Annotated in this window: 17 protein-coding genes; 6 read left to right on the forward strand and 11 right to left on the reverse strand. The window is 55.2% G+C overall.

Annotation, left to right across the window (positions count from 1 at the left end; all coding sequences use genetic code 11):
• Positions 1 to 22: 22 nt before the first annotated feature.
• Both pstB and phoU read left to right on the forward strand, forming a co-directional pair.
• On the forward strand, positions 23 to 796 hold the full coding sequence (gene pstB / locus ETG88_RS16115; RefSeq protein ID WP_100778288.1) for a phosphate ABC transporter ATP-binding protein PstB: 774 nt from the start codon (positions 23 to 25) through the stop codon (positions 794 to 796).
• Between the two features lie 26 nt (positions 797 to 822).
• Positions 823 to 1,548, forward strand: a complete 726-nt coding sequence (gene phoU, locus ETG88_RS16120) for a phosphate signaling complex protein PhoU (RefSeq protein ID WP_095284109.1) — start codon at positions 823 to 825, stop codon at positions 1,546 to 1,548.
• Positions 1,549 to 1,644: 96 nt separating this feature from the next.
• Here phoU and yieH read toward each other — a convergent pair whose 3' ends face one another.
• Complete coding sequence (gene yieH, locus ETG88_RS16125; RefSeq protein ID WP_123429750.1) at positions 1,645 to 2,310, reverse strand: 6-phosphogluconate phosphatase; 666 nt, start codon at positions 2,308 to 2,310, stop codon at positions 1,645 to 1,647.
• A 166-nt stretch (positions 2,311 to 2,476) separates the two neighbouring features.
• Between yieH and adeP the strand changes: the two genes are divergently transcribed.
• Positions 2,477 to 3,814, forward strand: a complete 1,338-nt coding sequence (gene adeP, locus ETG88_RS16130; protein WP_142503673.1) for an adenine permease AdeP — start codon at positions 2,477 to 2,479, stop codon at positions 3,812 to 3,814.
• Between the two features lie 38 nt (positions 3,815 to 3,852).
• Here the strand turns inward: adeP and ETG88_RS16135 are convergent, their stop codons facing one another.
• From ETG88_RS16135 to ETG88_RS22650, 10 genes are all read right to left on the reverse strand, one after another.
• The gene (locus tag ETG88_RS16135) at positions 3,853 to 4,419 is read right to left on the reverse strand and encodes an NADPH-dependent FMN reductase (protein WP_102105123.1); all 567 of its coding nucleotides are present in this window, start codon (positions 4,417 to 4,419) and stop codon (positions 3,853 to 3,855) included.
• A gap of 37 nt (positions 4,420 to 4,456) precedes the next feature.
• On the reverse strand, positions 4,457 to 5,203 hold the full coding sequence (locus tag ETG88_RS16140) for a 4'-phosphopantetheinyl transferase family protein (protein ID WP_100778285.1): 747 nt from the start codon (positions 5,201 to 5,203) through the stop codon (positions 4,457 to 4,459).
• 121 nt (positions 5,204 to 5,324) lie between these two features.
• Positions 5,325 to 6,308 (reverse strand): HTH-type transcriptional regulator YidZ, encoded by a 984-nt coding sequence (gene yidZ, locus ETG88_RS16145; protein WP_100778284.1) that lies wholly within the window; start codon positions 6,306 to 6,308, stop codon positions 5,325 to 5,327.
• Positions 6,277 to 7,452, reverse strand: a complete 1,176-nt coding sequence (locus ETG88_RS16150) for an MFS transporter (protein ID WP_129035786.1) — start codon at positions 7,450 to 7,452, stop codon at positions 6,277 to 6,279. Before ETG88_RS16150 ends, yidZ begins: the two co-directional genes overlap by 32 nt.
• Positions 7,453 to 7,563: 111 nt before the next feature.
• The gene (gene mnmE, locus ETG88_RS16155) at positions 7,564 to 8,928 is read right to left on the reverse strand and encodes a tRNA uridine-5-carboxymethylaminomethyl(34) synthesis GTPase MnmE (protein ID WP_095284122.1); all 1,365 of its coding nucleotides are present in this window, start codon (positions 8,926 to 8,928) and stop codon (positions 7,564 to 7,566) included.
• Between the two features lie 72 nt (positions 8,929 to 9,000).
• Positions 9,001 to 10,647, reverse strand: coding sequence for a membrane protein insertase YidC (gene yidC / locus ETG88_RS16160; protein ID WP_102105120.1), 1,647 nt, complete (start codon positions 10,645 to 10,647; stop codon positions 9,001 to 9,003).
• 2 nt (positions 10,648 to 10,649) lie between these two features.
• Entirely contained in the window at positions 10,650 to 10,907 is a 258-nt protein-coding gene (yidD, locus tag ETG88_RS16165) for a membrane protein insertion efficiency factor YidD (protein ID WP_100778281.1), read from the reverse strand.
• The gene (rnpA, locus tag ETG88_RS16170) at positions 10,871 to 11,230 is read right to left on the reverse strand and encodes a ribonuclease P protein component (RefSeq protein WP_095284128.1); all 360 of its coding nucleotides are present in this window, start codon (positions 11,228 to 11,230) and stop codon (positions 10,871 to 10,873) included. The genes yidD and rnpA overlap by 37 nt, the downstream gene beginning before the upstream one ends.
• A gap of 16 nt (positions 11,231 to 11,246) precedes the next feature.
• On the reverse strand, positions 11,247 to 11,387 hold the full coding sequence (gene rpmH / locus ETG88_RS16175; RefSeq protein WP_003023858.1) for a 50S ribosomal protein L34: 141 nt from the start codon (positions 11,385 to 11,387) through the stop codon (positions 11,247 to 11,249).
• Positions 11,388 to 11,614: 227 nt separating this feature from the next.
• Positions 11,615 to 11,695, reverse strand: coding sequence for a hypothetical protein (locus ETG88_RS22650; RefSeq protein WP_420171573.1), 81 nt, complete (start codon positions 11,693 to 11,695; stop codon positions 11,615 to 11,617).
• A 292-nt stretch (positions 11,696 to 11,987) separates the two neighbouring features.
• Here ETG88_RS22650 and dnaA point away from each other — a divergent pair, with 292 nt between their 5' ends.
• Genes dnaA through recF form a run of 3 tightly spaced genes read left to right on the forward strand, consistent with a single transcriptional unit; the run spans position 11,988 to position 15,560 of the window.
• Positions 11,988 to 13,382 (forward strand): chromosomal replication initiator protein DnaA, encoded by a 1,395-nt coding sequence (dnaA, locus tag ETG88_RS16180; protein WP_100778280.1) that lies wholly within the window; start codon positions 11,988 to 11,990, stop codon positions 13,380 to 13,382.
• Positions 13,383 to 13,386: 4 nt separating this feature from the next.
• On the forward strand, positions 13,387 to 14,487 hold the full coding sequence (gene dnaN, locus ETG88_RS16185; RefSeq protein WP_100778279.1) for a DNA polymerase III subunit beta: 1,101 nt from the start codon (positions 13,387 to 13,389) through the stop codon (positions 14,485 to 14,487).
• Positions 14,487 to 15,560, forward strand: coding sequence for a DNA replication/repair protein RecF (recF, locus tag ETG88_RS16190; protein ID WP_100778278.1), 1,074 nt, complete (start codon positions 14,487 to 14,489; stop codon positions 15,558 to 15,560). The genes dnaN and recF overlap by 1 nt, the downstream gene beginning before the upstream one ends.
• Positions 15,561 to 15,569 lie beyond the last annotated feature (9 nt).

Consider the following 15,569-nt stretch of genomic DNA (forward strand, 5'->3'; position numbering starts at 1 on the left):
CGCCGAATGAGGAAATGAGTCAATGAGTATGGTTGATACTGCACCGGGTAAGATCAAGGTTCGTGATTTGAACTTCTACTACGGTAAATTCCATGCCCTGAAAAACATCAACCTGGATATCGCCAAGAACCAGGTCACGGCATTTATCGGTCCATCAGGTTGTGGCAAATCCACGCTGCTGCGCACCTTTAACAAGATGTTTGAGCTGTATCCGGAGCAGCGCGCGGAAGGCGAAATTCTGCTGGATGGCGACAACATTCTGACCAATACCCAGGATATCGCCCTGCTGCGTGCCAAAGTGGGGATGGTGTTCCAGAAACCGACGCCGTTCCCGATGTCGATCTACGACAACATCGCGTTTGGCGTGCGTCTGTTCGAAAAGCTCTCCCGTGCCGATATGGACGAGCGCGTGCAGTGGGCCTTGACCAAAGCCGCATTATGGAACGAAACCAAAGATAAACTGCACCAGAGCGGATACTCTCTCTCCGGTGGTCAGCAGCAGCGTCTGTGCATTGCGCGCGGTATTGCCATTCGCCCGGAAGTGTTGCTGCTGGATGAGCCGTGCTCAGCCCTGGACCCGATCTCCACCGGTCGTATTGAAGAGCTGATCACTGAGCTGAAACAGGATTACACCGTGGTGATCGTGACCCACAACATGCAGCAGGCTGCGCGTTGTTCCGACCATACGGCGTTTATGTATCTGGGCGAGTTGATTGAGTTCAGCAACACGGACGATCTGTTCACCAAGCCCGCGAAGAAACAAACCGAAGATTATATTACTGGCCGCTACGGTTGATTTGCCTTAGTGCATGTGGAGAAACCATGGATAACCTCAATCTAAATAAACACATTTCCGGCCAGTTCAACGCAGAGCTGGAAAGTATCCGCACCCAGGTGATGACGATGGGCGGCATGGTCGAGCAGCAACTGTCTGATGCGATCACCGCCATGCACAACCAGGACAGCGAGCTGGCAAAGCGCGTTGTTGAAGGCGACAAAAACGTCAACATGATGGAAGTGGCGATCGACGAAGCCTGCGTTCGTATTATCGCGAAACGTCAGCCGACGGCGAGCGACCTGCGTCTGGTGATGGCGATCATCAAAACCATCGCCGAGCTGGAACGCATTGGCGACGTGGCGGACAAAATCTGCCGCACCGCGCTCGAGAAGTTCTCCCACCAGCACCAGCCGCTGCTGGTGAGTCTGGAATCGTTGGGCCGTCATACGGTGCAGATGCTGCATGACGTGCTGGATGCGTTCGCGCGCATGGATCTCGATGAAGCGGTGCGTATCTACCGTGAAGACAAGAAGGTCGACCAGGAGTATGAAGGCATCGTGCGTCAGCTGATGACCTACATGATGGAAGATCCACGCACCATTCCGAGCGTCCTGACCGCCCTGTTCTGCGCACGCTCTATCGAGCGTATCGGCGACCGCTGCCAGAACATTTGTGAATACATCTTCTACTTCGTGAAGGGACAGGATTTCCGTCACGTGGGCGGGGATGAGCTGGACAAGCTGCTGGCGGGGAAAGACCCGAAAGAGTGATCTGCAGTAAAAAGCCCGGTGGCGCGACGCTTACCGGGCCTGAAAAACCACGGATCTGTAGGCCGGATAAGCGCGAGCGCTGTCCGGCTTTTTTCATTAACGCGTAATATCCCACCCACGCGCTTTCCACAATTCCGGCAACTGCGCCAGATCGGTAAAGGTCGTCACTTTCGGGTGGCTGATCGGTTTGTTATGCGGATCGGCACAGAAGTAAAACACCTCCATCCCTGCATCAATCCCGGACTGCGCGCCTGCGCTGGAATCATCCACCAGAATGCAATTTTCAACGTTCACGTTCATCGCTTTCGCGGCGTGGAACATCAGGGCCGGATCGGGCTTCCAGCGCTGGATATCGTAGCCGCTGAACAGTTTTTCCGGGAAATGGTGCAACATTTCAAGCTTGCCGAGGGAGTGCTGCATTTTGCTGACCGGGCCGTTGGACACCACGCACATCGGCACAGCCATCGAATCCAGCAGGGCGTTCGCCCCGGCGATGACCTCCAGTTCCGAGTCGAAAAGGCGTGCGACCTCGGCGCGGTAAACGGGTTCTAAGTCGGCCTTCGCCAGACTGACGCCGTGCTCAGCGTTGATAATGTCGATGATCTCGTAGAGTTTGACGCCTTTGAAGCGCTTGAACGTCTCTTCAAGATCGAGCGTAATGCCGAATTCCTGGAACATGCTGACATACGCACGGGAACAAATGACCTCACTGTCGACCAGCGTACCGTCGCAGTCGAAAAATACCGCTTCAATTCCGGACATGCCTTTCCCTTTTAACAAGTTTAACGTTTACGTAATGCAATTTGCGGGACGCAATCGTTGCCGTATAAGCAAAATCAATGAAAAAAAGTCGCTCGCAAACGCGCCTATTGTCGCATTTTGGTATAGGATAGCGACGGATTTTTCCCTCCTTGTTCGGAAACTGATGATGAGCCAACAACACACTACCCAGACATCTGGTCAGGGTCTGCTTGAGCGCGTGTTTAAACTGCGCGAGCACGGCACAACGGCACGCACTGAAGTGATCGCCGGTTTTACCACCTTCCTGACGATGGTTTATATCGTTTTTGTTAACCCGCAGATTCTGGGCGTGGCTGGCATGGACACCAGCGCGGTCTTCGTGACCACCTGTTTGATCGCTGCACTCGGCAGCATCCTGATGGGCGTGTTCGCTAACCTTCCGGTTGCACTGGCACCGGCAATGGGTCTGAACGCTTTCTTCGCATTCGTGGTTGTGCAGGCGATGGGTCTGCCATGGCAAGTGGGTATGGGCGCCATCTTCTGGGGCGCGGTAGGTTTGCTGCTGCTGACCATTTTCCGCGTACGTTACTGGATGATTGCCAATATCCCGGTGAGTCTGCGTGTCGGCATCACCAGTGGTATCGGACTGTTCATCGGCATGATGGGGCTGAAAAACGCGGGTGTGATCGTCGCTAACCCGGAAACCCTGGTGAGCATCGGTAATCTGACCTCACACAGCGTGCTGTTGGGCGTGCTGGGCTTCTTCATCATCGCGATTCTGGCATCCCGTAATATTCACGCTGCGGTGCTGGTCTCTATTATCGTGACCACCCTGTTCGGCTGGATGCTGGGTGACGTGCATTACAACGGCATCGTTTCTGCACCGCCAAGTGTGACAACGGTGATTGGCCACGTCGATCTGGCAGGTTCGTTTAATCTGGGCCTGGCGGGTGTGATTTTCTCCTTCATGCTGGTGAACCTGTTCGACTCCTCCGGCACCCTTATCGGTGTGACCGATAAAGCGGGTCTGGCGGATGAGAAAGGCAAATTCCCGCGCATGAAACAGGCGCTGTATGTGGATAGCATTTCGTCTGTTGCCGGTTCTTTCATCGGGACCTCTTCTGTTACGGCGTACATCGAGTCCTCGTCCGGCGTCTCCGTCGGTGGCCGTACCGGTCTGACTGCCGTCGTCGTGGGCCTGCTGTTCCTGCTGGTGATCTTCCTCTCTCCGCTGGCGGGGATGGTTCCACCGTACGCGGCCGCTGGCGCACTGATTTACGTTGGCGTGCTGATGACGTCGAGCCTGTCGCGCGTGAAGTGGGAAGATTTAACCGAAGCGGTTCCGGCGTTTATTACCGCCGTGATGATGCCGTTTAGCTTCTCCATCACCGAAGGTATCGCTCTGGGCTTCATCTCCTATTGCGTGATGAAAATCGGTACCGGTCGTTTCCGCGAACTTAGCCCATGCGTGATCGTGGTGGCGCTGCTGTTTGTGCTGAAGATTGTGTTTATTGACGCGAAATAAACAAAAAGCCCTTTCCCGCCGGGAAAGGGCTGATTCCTTTACGCTTTCACCCGCTGAATATACTCCCCAAACGCGGTCAACTGACCGGTCAGATGATCCAGCGTGCTCTGATCCACCACTTCGCCCGTCTGCGTATCCACTTTGTTCTGAATCACGCCGCCCATAAATTCCGGCTTGTTCATCACCATTGCATCCAGGAACACCAGAATCTGACGCAGATGATACTGGCAGCGTGCGCCGCCAATCGCGCCCATGGAACTGGTCTGGATCAGCACCGGCTTGCCGGAAAGCGGCTGCTCAGGTAAACGGGAAAGCCAGTCGATTGCATTCTTCAATCCGCCCGGCACCGAATAGTTGTACTCCGGCGTCACAATGACCACGCCATCGGCCTGGCGAATTTGCTCGGCCAGCGCTTCAACGCTTTGCGGGAACCCTTCTTCCTGCTGAACATCGGCGTCATACAGAGGAATATCGCCAATCGATGGCAGCGCGGAGACCTCCATTCCTGCCGGTGCCAGCTTAGGCAACGTGCGGGCAACCATCCCGTTAAATGAACCTTTGCGCAGGCTTCCCAGTAACGTAACAACTTTCAACGTATCAGACATGATTACTCCTTTTTCATCATGATGGCCCATCAGCGGGTCAGTTAAGGGTAAGTGCTTTTTCTGCCGGTAAACTGGTTAATCTCATCAGGCGCGCGGCGGGTTCGTTGGCGCGCGCGGGAACATCAGGAAGGCTATGCCATCCGTGTCGGCTGTCAAATTCCCAGATCTTCAGGCGCTCAATCGCAGGGGTGACGGCAATCGACCAGATCAGCACGTCTTCGGCGTCGCTGAGGGCTTCCACGCGCGCCGCTTTGGTTGCGCGCAGGCGTCCTGAACCGGGGAGCAGCTGGAGAAGGCTGGCGTCGTCTGCCGCACAGCCGGAGAGCTTTTGAATACTCTGTCGCAAGGTAATGAGCTGCGCTTTAGCTTCGTTGGGGTCGTTTTGATTACGCACCCACAGCTTTTCATTGCTCGATAAAGGATAGGCGTCGTGCGCGTGAGGGCCGTGGAAACCGCGAGTCGCGCGCTGGAGTTCCATATCCAGTCCGCAATCGCCTTCCGTTGTCAGGGCCACGCCAACAATATTTCCCGTGTAGGCGATGGAAAAACGCGGTAGCGCCGGGTCAGCAAAAACAGGGCGGCCTTCAGGCTGGGTGATCATCTCCGGCAGTTCGCTGGTGCCGTAGAGCATAAACAGCAGCTCGGACAGTAACGCCCTGGAGGCCAAAAAGCGCGAGCGTCGGTGATCCGGAAGCTTGCGCGCCTCGTTGTGGCAGGAAGAGGAGAGTCTGACAGACACCAGTCGTCCTTCGGTCAGGATCCCTCTTGCAAAATGCGTTGCCATTTTTCGCTCCATGATAATGGTCAGAGACAGGTTAAACGGTTACATGATTATCGCTTAACTGAGCCTCTCTTTTAATGGGTAAATCCACTAATGAGAAGCCCGGGGACCGAACTTTACATTTTTAGAGGGAAAAATCGGATCTCTGGCGCAGAGAATCACAGTACAACGCTTTGATCGTCTCTTTCAGCCAGATGATTTTCGGGTTGTGACTGTTGCGCTTATGCCAGATCAGGGTGAAAGGCACGTTGAGCTTTTCGGCCTGCGCGTCGTCGATGGGAATGGGGCGACTCACCAGCTTACGCTGGTGGAGCTGATTGTAGTGATGGCAGTAGTGCGGCGCGGTGGCAATATAGTTGTGGTCGGGTTGTGCTGCCATAAACATCGACTGCTCAAAGCCAGGCAGGCTCAGGGCAATGTTGCGCTCGCGGCCCATCTCTTTCAGCACTTCGTCCAGCGCCCAGGTGTCGCTGCGCTCCCAGAAGATGCTGATGTGGGGGTAGCGTAAAAAGGTGTCGAGATTCCACTCTTCCTGCAGCGCCGGATGGTCTTCGCGCAGATAGACGCACGGGCGGTCGCTGAAGAGGATTTCGTGGTCGATAAACCACGGGAGCAGCTTTAACAGTTCGCGCGAGCGTGGATGCGTTTCGCGCCCGGTAAAGCCAATATCCACCTCGCCGCGCGTGATGGCATCCAGCGAGTCGTAATCCCAATGCCGCATCCGCACGGTGGCCTGCGGATAACGCTGATTCACTTGCTCTAACAGAGCGTTAAAGCGAATCAGCATCAGCGGCGTTTCCGCCGCCAGCTCGAATTTCAGCCCGCAGGGGGAATCGTGGTGGGGTTTATCCAGGATCTGATTGCCAATCTGCATCCAGTCCGTCAGATCTTGCTCAAGACTCACCGTTAGCGGCGTGGGCAGCAGGCCCAGCGGCGTTTTCACAAACAGCGGATCGTCAAACCAGTCGCGCAGTTTCGCCAGCGATTTACTGACCGCAGACGGCGTGACGTTCATCCGTTTTGCTGCTTTCGTGACGCTGCGTTCTTGCAGCAACAGCTGCAGGCACAGCAGGAGGTTAAGATCGAGACTGCTGATGGGCTTCTTCATAGTGCGCTGCGGGCCGTATCGCCATGATTAACAGAATGCAGACCATGCTACAGCCAATCAGAATCCCGATCAGCATATTCAGCGCATTAAGACCTATCACCGCCGCCAGCCAAATCCACAGGGACGAACCGCACACCTGAGCGATGCCGAGCGCAGAGCTGGCCACACCGGCGCGCAGGGAGAACGGCCCCAGCGCCTGGCTCATCGCGACGCCAAACCCTACCGAGAAACCGGCGCAGATCAGGGTAATCCCCGCCAGCATAATGGCGTGGGAACTCGCGGTCGCCAGCAACACACCGGCCATCAGGAACAGGATCTGCGAGGTCAGCATCAGGCTGCGCTGGCTAAATACGTTAAGGGCGAACGGTGTCGAGAACGAGACCGCCATGCTGACCATCGCCGTTAAGGCCATTACCGAGGAGTATTCCCCGCGATCAAAGCCCATGGTTTCCATCAGTAAAACCGGGGAAACGTTTACATAGGTGAGGATTACCACGACGCTCAAGGTGGTGATCAGCAGACGGCTGATGAAAAAGCGGTTCAGGAGTTTTTCGGCCGGATGAATCGTCGCGGCATTCCCCGCGTGATGCGACCCAGGATGCGTCTCTTTCAGCACAGTGATAGAAAGGATGAAGACCAGCAGGCCCATTACCGCCATCGTCCAGAACAGGCTCTGCCACGGCAGTTTGAGCATAATCAGATAACCGATCACCGGAGCCAGCACAGGAATAATGCAGGTGATGCCGTTAAGCATCGAGAGCACCTTCGCGCGACGCTGCGCACTCAGGGTATCGCGCAGAATGGCAAACGCGACCACATAACAGCCGCCCGCCCCAATGCCCTGAATGAAGCGCCCGGTCAGGAACAGCGTGCTGTCCTGCGCCATTGAGCAGAGTACCGAAGCCAGGGCGAAAATCACCGCACCGGTAATCGCTACCGGCTGGCGCCCGGCTTTGTCGGCAATCTTACCGGCAAACACCATCGACGACGCCATCCCCGCCAGATAGGCGGAAAACGCGATGTGCAGTTGCGCTTCACTGGCCCCCAGATCCCGCGCAATGTGTGGCAGGCCGACCAGATACATATCAATACCCGATGGATAAAGCAGAACCAGTGCAAAACTACAAAACAGAAAACGCGCCATAAACCCCCCATGATCGGCAGGCTGGAAGCATAGGGGGAGAAACGGGAAGAAGCGAGTTGCCATTTGGACAAAGGTGATTTCCCAGGAGGAAATCACCTTTGAAGCGGGAAGTTATTTCCCGATACAGAAGCTTGAGAAGATGCGGCCCAGCAAATCGTCGGAAGTAAACTCACCGGTAATTTCACTCAGGCTTTGCTGCGCCAGCCGCAGCTCTTCCGCCAGCAGTTCACCCGCCCAGGCGCCGAGCAGCTGTGCTTTGCCCTGATCGAGATGATTAGCCGCTTGTTCCAGCGCCTGCAGGTGACGGCGACGGGCCAGGAAACCGCCTTCCATGCTCGTATCAAAGCCCATGCTCTGTTTGAGATGGTTACGCAGGTCATCTACGCCTTCACCGGTACGCGCCGACAGACGGATGAGTGAGTGACCATTCACATCGCTCAGACCCAGCGTTTCGCCTGTTTTATCGGCTTTGTTACGCACCACGGTAATCGGCAGTTTGGCGGGCAGACGGGCGATAAAGTCCGGCCAGATTTCAGCGGGATCAACGGCGTCGGTGGTGGTTCCGTCGACCATAAACAGCACGCGGTCAGCCTGCTCGATCTCCTGCCACGCTCGCTCGATACCGATGCGCTCCACTTCGTCGCTGGCGTCGCGCAGACCGGCGGTGTCGATAATGTGCAGAGGCATACCGTCGATATGAATATGCTCGCGCAGTACGTCGCGGGTCGTGCCGGCAATATCCGTCACGATCGCCGCTTCGCGGCCCGCCAGGGCGTTCAGCAGGCTCGATTTCCCGGCGTTAGGGCGACCAGCGATAACCACTTTCATCCCTTCGCGCAGCAGGCTGCCCTGACGCGCTTCGGCGCGCACGGCGTCGAGATCGGACATGACGCTGTTCAGCTGCGCTTCGATTTTACCGTCGGAGAGGAAGTCGATCTCTTCATCGGGGAAGTCGATGGCAGCTTCCACGTAGATTCGCAGGTGAGTGAGCGCTTCCACAAGATGGTTCACGCGTGCGGAAAATGCGCCCTGCAGGGAGTTCAGGGCAGAACGTGCCGCCTGTTCAGAGCTGGCGTCGATCAGGTCAGCAATGGCTTCGGCCTGTGCCAGGTCGAGCTTGTCGTTGAGGAACGCACGCTCGGAGAACTCGCCCGGCTTAGCAATACGCAGGCCCGGCAAGGTCAGAATACGTTTTAACAGCAGGTCGAGGATCACCGGACCGCCGTGGCCCTGTAGCTCCAGCACGTCTTCACCGGTAAAGGAGTTTGGGCCTGGGAACCAGAGCGCGATGCCCTGATCCAGCGCGGTGCCGTCTGCATCTTTAAACGGCAGGTAGTCGGCGTAACGCGGCTTTGGCAGTTTGCCCAGCACGGCTTCGGCCACCTCGCGCGCCTTGAGGCCGGAGATACGCAGAATGCCTACACCACCGCGTCCCGGTGGGGTTGCCTGGGCGACGATCGTGTCGTTATGGCTCATGGGATGTCTCGTCAAATACAAATAAAAAAGGCGGTCAAATGACCGCCCTTATTTTAGCGTTCTCTTACCGAATCAGGATTTTTTCTTTTCGCGGCTATGCAGGCCACGTTTTTCCAGACCACGGTAGATCAGCTGCTGCTGGATGATGGTCACCAGGTTGCTGACGATATAGTACAGCACCAGACCTGACGGGAACCACAGGAAGAACACGGTGAAGATGACCGGCATGAAGGTCATGATCTTCTGCTGCATCGGGTCGGTCACGGTGGTCGGCGACATCTTCTGAATGAAGAACATCGTCACGCCCATCAGGATCGGCAGGATGTAGTACGGGTCCTGTGCAGATAAGTCATGGATCCACAGAGCAAATGGCGCGTGGCGCAGCTCAACGGAACCCATCAGCATGTAGTACAGCGCAAGGAAGATTGGCATCTGAATCAGCAGCGGGAAGCAACCACCCAGTGGGTTTACTTTCTCTGCTTTATACAGGGCCATCATTTCCTGGCTCTGACGCTGTTTATCATCGCCCAGACGCTCACGCATCGCCGCAATCTTCGGCTGCAGCATACGCATCTTCGCCATGGAGGTGTACTGCGCTTTGGTCAGCGGGTACATGATGCCACGAACGATGAAGGTAATAACGATGATGGAGAAGCCCCAGTTACCCAGGAAGCTGTGGATCCACTTCAGCAGTTTGAACAGCGGCTGAGAGATGAACCACAACCAACCGTAATCTACGGTCAGATCCAGGTGCGGTGCCACGGCTGCCATTTTGTCCTGAATCTCAGGACCGACCCACAGGGTGCTGGCCAGTTGACCTGTTTGACCAGGCTGAACCAGAACCGGTTGCGATTTGTAGCCAATAGCCGCAATGCCATTGCCCAGATTCGCAGTATAGAAGTTGTTGGTACCGTTGTTATTTGGCACCCACGCTGTCGCGAAATACTGTTGCAGCATCGCAACCCAACCGCCTTTAGCACTGACGTTCAGGTTTTCGTTATCGGCGATGGTGTCGAATTTGTATTTCTCGTACTTGGTATCTGGCGTGGAGTACGCCGCGCCACGGAAGGTGTGCAGCGCAAAGTTGCTGCTTCCGGTGTCACGGTGAGACGGCAGATTGATGGACTGCTTCAGCTGACCAAACGTAGAAACTTCCAGTGGTTTCTCACCGGCGTTCTGCACGTTATAGCCCACATTCACCGCATACTCACCGCGTTTCAGGGTGAAGGTTTTGGTGAAGGTGTTGCCCGCGGCGTCAGTGTAAGTCATCGGGATCGCGAGTTCGTTCTGACCATCAGCCAGTACAAAGGTGTCACTGTCGACGTTATACAGCGGGCGAGCGCCATTAGCCGGGTTGTCCGGGCCATCACGACCGGTCAGACCGCTCTGAGCCTGATAGAGGAACTCAGGCGTCGTTTCCAGCAGCTGGAACGGCTCGTTTGACTTCAGCTCTTTCGGGTAAGTCAGCAGCAGTGCCTGCTCAATATCGCCACCACGGGTGTTGATAGTCAGCTCAAGCACATCGGTTTTCACCGTAATCTGCTTCCCTTGGCCACTGGCCGGTACGCCCTGGTCGGCGGCGCTACCCGCTACGGTGGTCGTTGTCTGCGTGGTCTGTTGCGGCTGTGGTTGAGGATTTTTATCCTGCTCCCATGCCTGCCAGATCATGAAAGACACGAACAACAAAGCGATGACTAAAAGATTGCGTTGCGAATCCATCGTTAGTGTTCTCTGGTATCAAATGGTCCGGGTGGGACGGGGTCGTCACCACCAGGGTGTAAAGGGTGGCATTTTAATACGCGTTTCACCGTCAACCAACTGCCTTTTATCACTCCAAACCTGCGCAATGCCTCAATTCCGTAGCTGGAACAGGTTGGAGTGAAACGACAATGCGGCCCGAGCAGCGGACTGATCAGGCGCTGATAGACCCGAATACAGGCTATCAGGACCCTTGAGCCAGGCGACAATGGCGGCGCCATAGTTTTTCCAACGCTTCCGAGAGAGCACGGTTATCGAGGTCGGCAACCCCTTTTTTAGCCACCACCACGAAATCCATTGAAGGCAGTTCATGTTGACGTAAACGGAAGCTTTCACGCGTCAGACGTTTAATCCGATTGCGTTCATGCGCACGCTTAACGTTTTTCTTGGCGACAGTTAGACCGATGCGGGGATGCCCCAGCGAATTTTGGCGGCCGAGGATGGTGATTTGCGGCGTGCCAGCCCGTTGTGGCTGCTGGAAGACGAAAGTGAAATGAGTGGGAGTTAACAAACGTAACTCCCTGGGAAATGCTAGCTTAACCACCAGGGGTTAGCTTTTATTACTTAGAAACGGTCAGACGAGAACGGCCTTTAGCACGACGACGTGCCAGAACCTGACGACCATTTTTATTAGCCATACGAGCACGGAAGCCGTGAGAACGGTTGCGCTTCAGTACAGACGGTTGAAAAGTGCGTTTCATGGCGATTTCTACCTAAACTTGAATAAATTCACTGACTTTCGCGTATACCCGAACGATTATCGAACGACTAACGCCTCAGCGTGGGTGATTAAAGAGGCCGGATTGTAATAATTGTACACTCCGGAGTCAATTCTCTTTCCTTATTTCCCGCGTATTTCCGCACGATTTCGTGTGGAAAATGAGCAGCGTCCCGCGCGGAGGACGAGCATCACGCGCCGGGTGGGGGATTATACGACCTCCCAACCAAAGCGCAAGGATCGTCCAGGATCATCATTAGATCTTTTAAGCAAAAAATTGTCTGTGCTCATTAATTTTTCCAATATGCGGGCTAAATCGTGGGGCACTCCCTCCAGGATCGTTTACACTTACCCGGTTTCGGATCTTCCTGTGGATAAATCGGGAAGAATCTGTGAGAAACAGAAGATCTCTGGCTCAGTTTAGGCTATGATCCGCGGTCCTGATCGGGATCCAAAGGGGTCTGGTCAGGTAAAAATTGCAGATAGCAATTCGCACGTCACCCTTTGCACAGGGTCTTGTCGACGTGTGCCAACAATCACGAATATTCAGTATCTTTCTTTTATTGTTCGAGTGGAGTCCGCCGTGTCACTTTCGCTTTGGCAGCAGTGTCTTGCCCGATTGCAGGATGAGTTACCAGCCACAGAATTCAGTATGTGGATCCGCCCGTTGCAGGCGGAACTGAGCGATAACACGCTGGCTTTGTATGCGCCAAACCGTTTCGTGCTCGATTGGGTAAGGGATAAATACCTAAATAATATCAATGGATTGCTCAATGATTTCTGCGGCACTGATGCCCCGCAGCTGCGTTTTGAAGTCGGTACTAAACCGGTCACGCAAACCGTCAGAGAGACGGTAAACGTGGCGGCTCCGGCCCAGATTCACGTCCCGACACCGCGCATTATTCAGCCCGCGCGTTCTGGCTGGGACAACGTTCCGGCTCCGGCTGAACCCACCTACCGCTCCAACGTTAACGTGAAGCACACCTTCGATAACTTCGTTGAGGGTAAATCGAACCAGCTGGCCCGTGCGGCGGCTCGTCAGGTTGCGGACAACCCAGGCGGCGCCTACAACCCGCTGTTCCTGTATGGCGGCACGGGTCTCGGTAAAACTCACCTGTTACACGCGGTGGGCAACGGCATTGTGGCGCGTAAGCCCAATGCGAAAGTGGTGTATATGCACTCCGAGCGCTTCGTTCAGGACATGGTAAAAGCCCTGCAAAACAACGCGATCGAAGAGTTTAAACGCTACTACCGTTCTGTTGATGCGCTGCTGATCGATGACATCCAGTTCTTTGCGAATAAAGAACGATCCCAGGAAGAGTTTTTCCACACCTTCAATGCCCTGCTGGAAGGTAATCAACAGATCATTTTGACCTCGGATCGTTACCCGAAAGAGATCAATGGGGTTGAGGATCGTCTGAAATCCCGCTTCGGCTGGGGCCTGACCGTGGCGATCGAGCCACCGGAGCTGGAAACCCGCGTCGCGATCCTGATGAAAAAAGCCGATGAAAACGACATTCGCCTGCCGGGTGAAGTGGCGTTCTTTATTGCGAAGCGTCTACGCTCAAACGTGCGTGAACTCGAAGGCGCACTGAACCGCGTGATCGCCAACGCCAACTTTACTGGCCGGGCGATTACCATCGATTTTGTGCGTGAAGCGCTGCGCGATCTGCTGGCGTTACAGGAAAAACTGGTCACTATCGACAATATTCAGAAGACCGTGGCTGAGTACTACAAAATCAAAGTGGCAGATTTGTTGTCTAAACGTCGTTCCCGCTCGGTGGCGAGACCACGTCAGATGGCGATGGCGCTGGCGAAGGAATTAACCAACCACAGTCTGCCGGAAATCGGCGATGCGTTTGGTGGCCGTGACCATACGACCGTGCTGCACGCTTGTCGCAAGATCGAGCAGTTACGTGAAGAAAGCCACGACATAAAAGAAGATTTCTCCAATTTAATCAGAACATTATCATCGTGATGCTATGAAATTTACCGTTGAACGTGAACATTTATTAAAACCGCTGCAACAGGTGAGTGGCCCATTAGGTGGCCGCCCGACGCTGCCTATTCTTGGAAACCTGCTGCTTCAGGTCGCTGACGGTACGCTGTCGCTGACCGGCACAGACCTCGAAATGGAAATGGTCGCGCGCGTGACACTTTCTCAACCGCATGATGCGGGTGCCACCACCGTTCCGGCGCGTAAATTCTTTGATATCTGCCGTGGGCTGCCGGAAGGCGCTGAAATTGCTGTCCAGCTCGAAGGCGACCGTATTCTGGTTCGCTCTGGCCGCAGCCGTTTCTCGCTCTCTACACTGCCTGCCGCGGACTTCCCGAATCTGGACGACTGGCAGAGTGAAGTCGAATTCACCCTGCCGCAGGCGACGATGAAACGTCTGATTGAAGCGACCCAGTTCTCGATGGCGCATCAGGACGTTCGCTACTACTTAAACGGCATGCTGTTCGAAACCGAAGGTGAAGAACTGCGTACCGTGGCAACAGACGGCCACCGTCTGGCAGTCTGTTCCATGCCGATTGGCGTGACACTGCCCAACCATTCGGTGATCGTCCCGCGTAAAGGCGTGATTGAGCTGATGCGTATGCTCGACGGCGGTGATACTCCGCTGCGCGTGCAGATCGGCAGCAATAATATTCGCGCTCACGTGGGGGATTTTATCTTCACGTCGAAGCTGGTTGATGGTCGTTTCCCGGATTATCGCCGCGTATTGCCGAAAAATCCCGACAAAACGCTGGAAGCGGGCTGCGATATCCTCAAACAGGCCTTTGCCCGTGCGGCGATCCTCTCTAACGAGAAATTCCGCGGCGTGCGCCTGTATGTGAGTGAAAACCAGATCAAAATCACCGCCAACAACCCGGAGCAGGAAGAGGCAGAAGAGATTCTGGACGTCACCTACGCCGGTACCGAAATGGAAATCGGCTTTAACGTCAGCTACGTGCTGGATGTGCTCAATGCGCTGAAATGCGAAAACGTGCGCATTCTGCTGACCGATTCGGTTTCAAGCGTACAGATTGAAGATGCTGCCAGCCAAAGCGCGGCTTATGTTGTCATGCCAATGAGACTGTAATGTCGCTCACCCGCTTGCTGATCCGCGACTTTCGCAACATCGAAAGCGCGGATCTCGCTTTATCCCCCGGCTTTAATTTCCTGGTTGGCGCGAACGGTAGCGGCAAAACCAGCGTGCTGGAAGCCATCTACACGCTTGGCCATGGTCGTGCGTTTCGCAGCCTGCAGATTGGTCGCGTTATTCGTCACGAGCAGGACGCATTCGTGCTGCACGGACGACTTCAGGGCAGCGAGCGTGAAACCTCGATTGGCCTGACGAAAGACAAGCTGGGCGACAGCAAAGTGCGTATCGACGGCACCGACGGCCACAAAGTGGCTGAACTGGCGCTGCTGATGCCCATGCAGCTGATTACGCCAGAGGGGTTTACATTACTCAATGGCGGCCCCAAATACCGAAGAGCCTTCCTCGACTGGGGATGCTTTCACAACGAAGCGGGTTTCTTTACTGCCTGGAGCAACCTGAAACGGCTGCTTAAGCAGCGCAACGCCGCGCTGCGTCAGGTGACCCGCTATGCCCAGTTGCGCCCGTGGGATATGGAATTGGTTCCGCTTGCGGAACAAATCAGCCGCTGGCGTGCCGAATACAGCGCAGGTATCGCCGAAGATATGGCTGATACCTGTAAACAGTTTTTGCCCGAGTTTTCTCTGACCTTCTCCTTCCAGCGTGGCTGGGAGAAAGAGACGGATTATGCCGAGGTGCTGGAGAAAGGCTTCGAGCGTGACCGTATGCTGACCTACACCGCACACGGCCCGCACAAAGCGGATTTCCGCATTCGCGCCGACGGTGCGCCGGTGGAAGACACGCTGTCGCGCGGGCAACTCAAGCTTTTGATGTGCGCACTGCGCCTGGCGCAGGGTGAGTTTTTAACTCGCGAGAGTGGGCGACGTTGCCTGTATCTAATTGATGATTTTGCCTCGGAACTCGACGATGCACGGCGCGGGCTGCTTGCCAGCCGCTTAAAAGCCACGCAGTCGCAGGTTTTCGTCAGCGCCATTAGCGCTGAACACGTTATGGACATGTCGGACAAAAATTCGAAGATGTTCACCGTGGAAAAGGGTAAAATAACGGATTAACCCAAGATT

This window comes from Lelliottia nimipressuralis (assembly GCF_004115925.1).
In the GTDB taxonomy this organism is placed as follows: domain Bacteria; phylum Pseudomonadota; class Gammaproteobacteria; order Enterobacterales; family Enterobacteriaceae; genus Enterobacter; species Enterobacter nimipressuralis.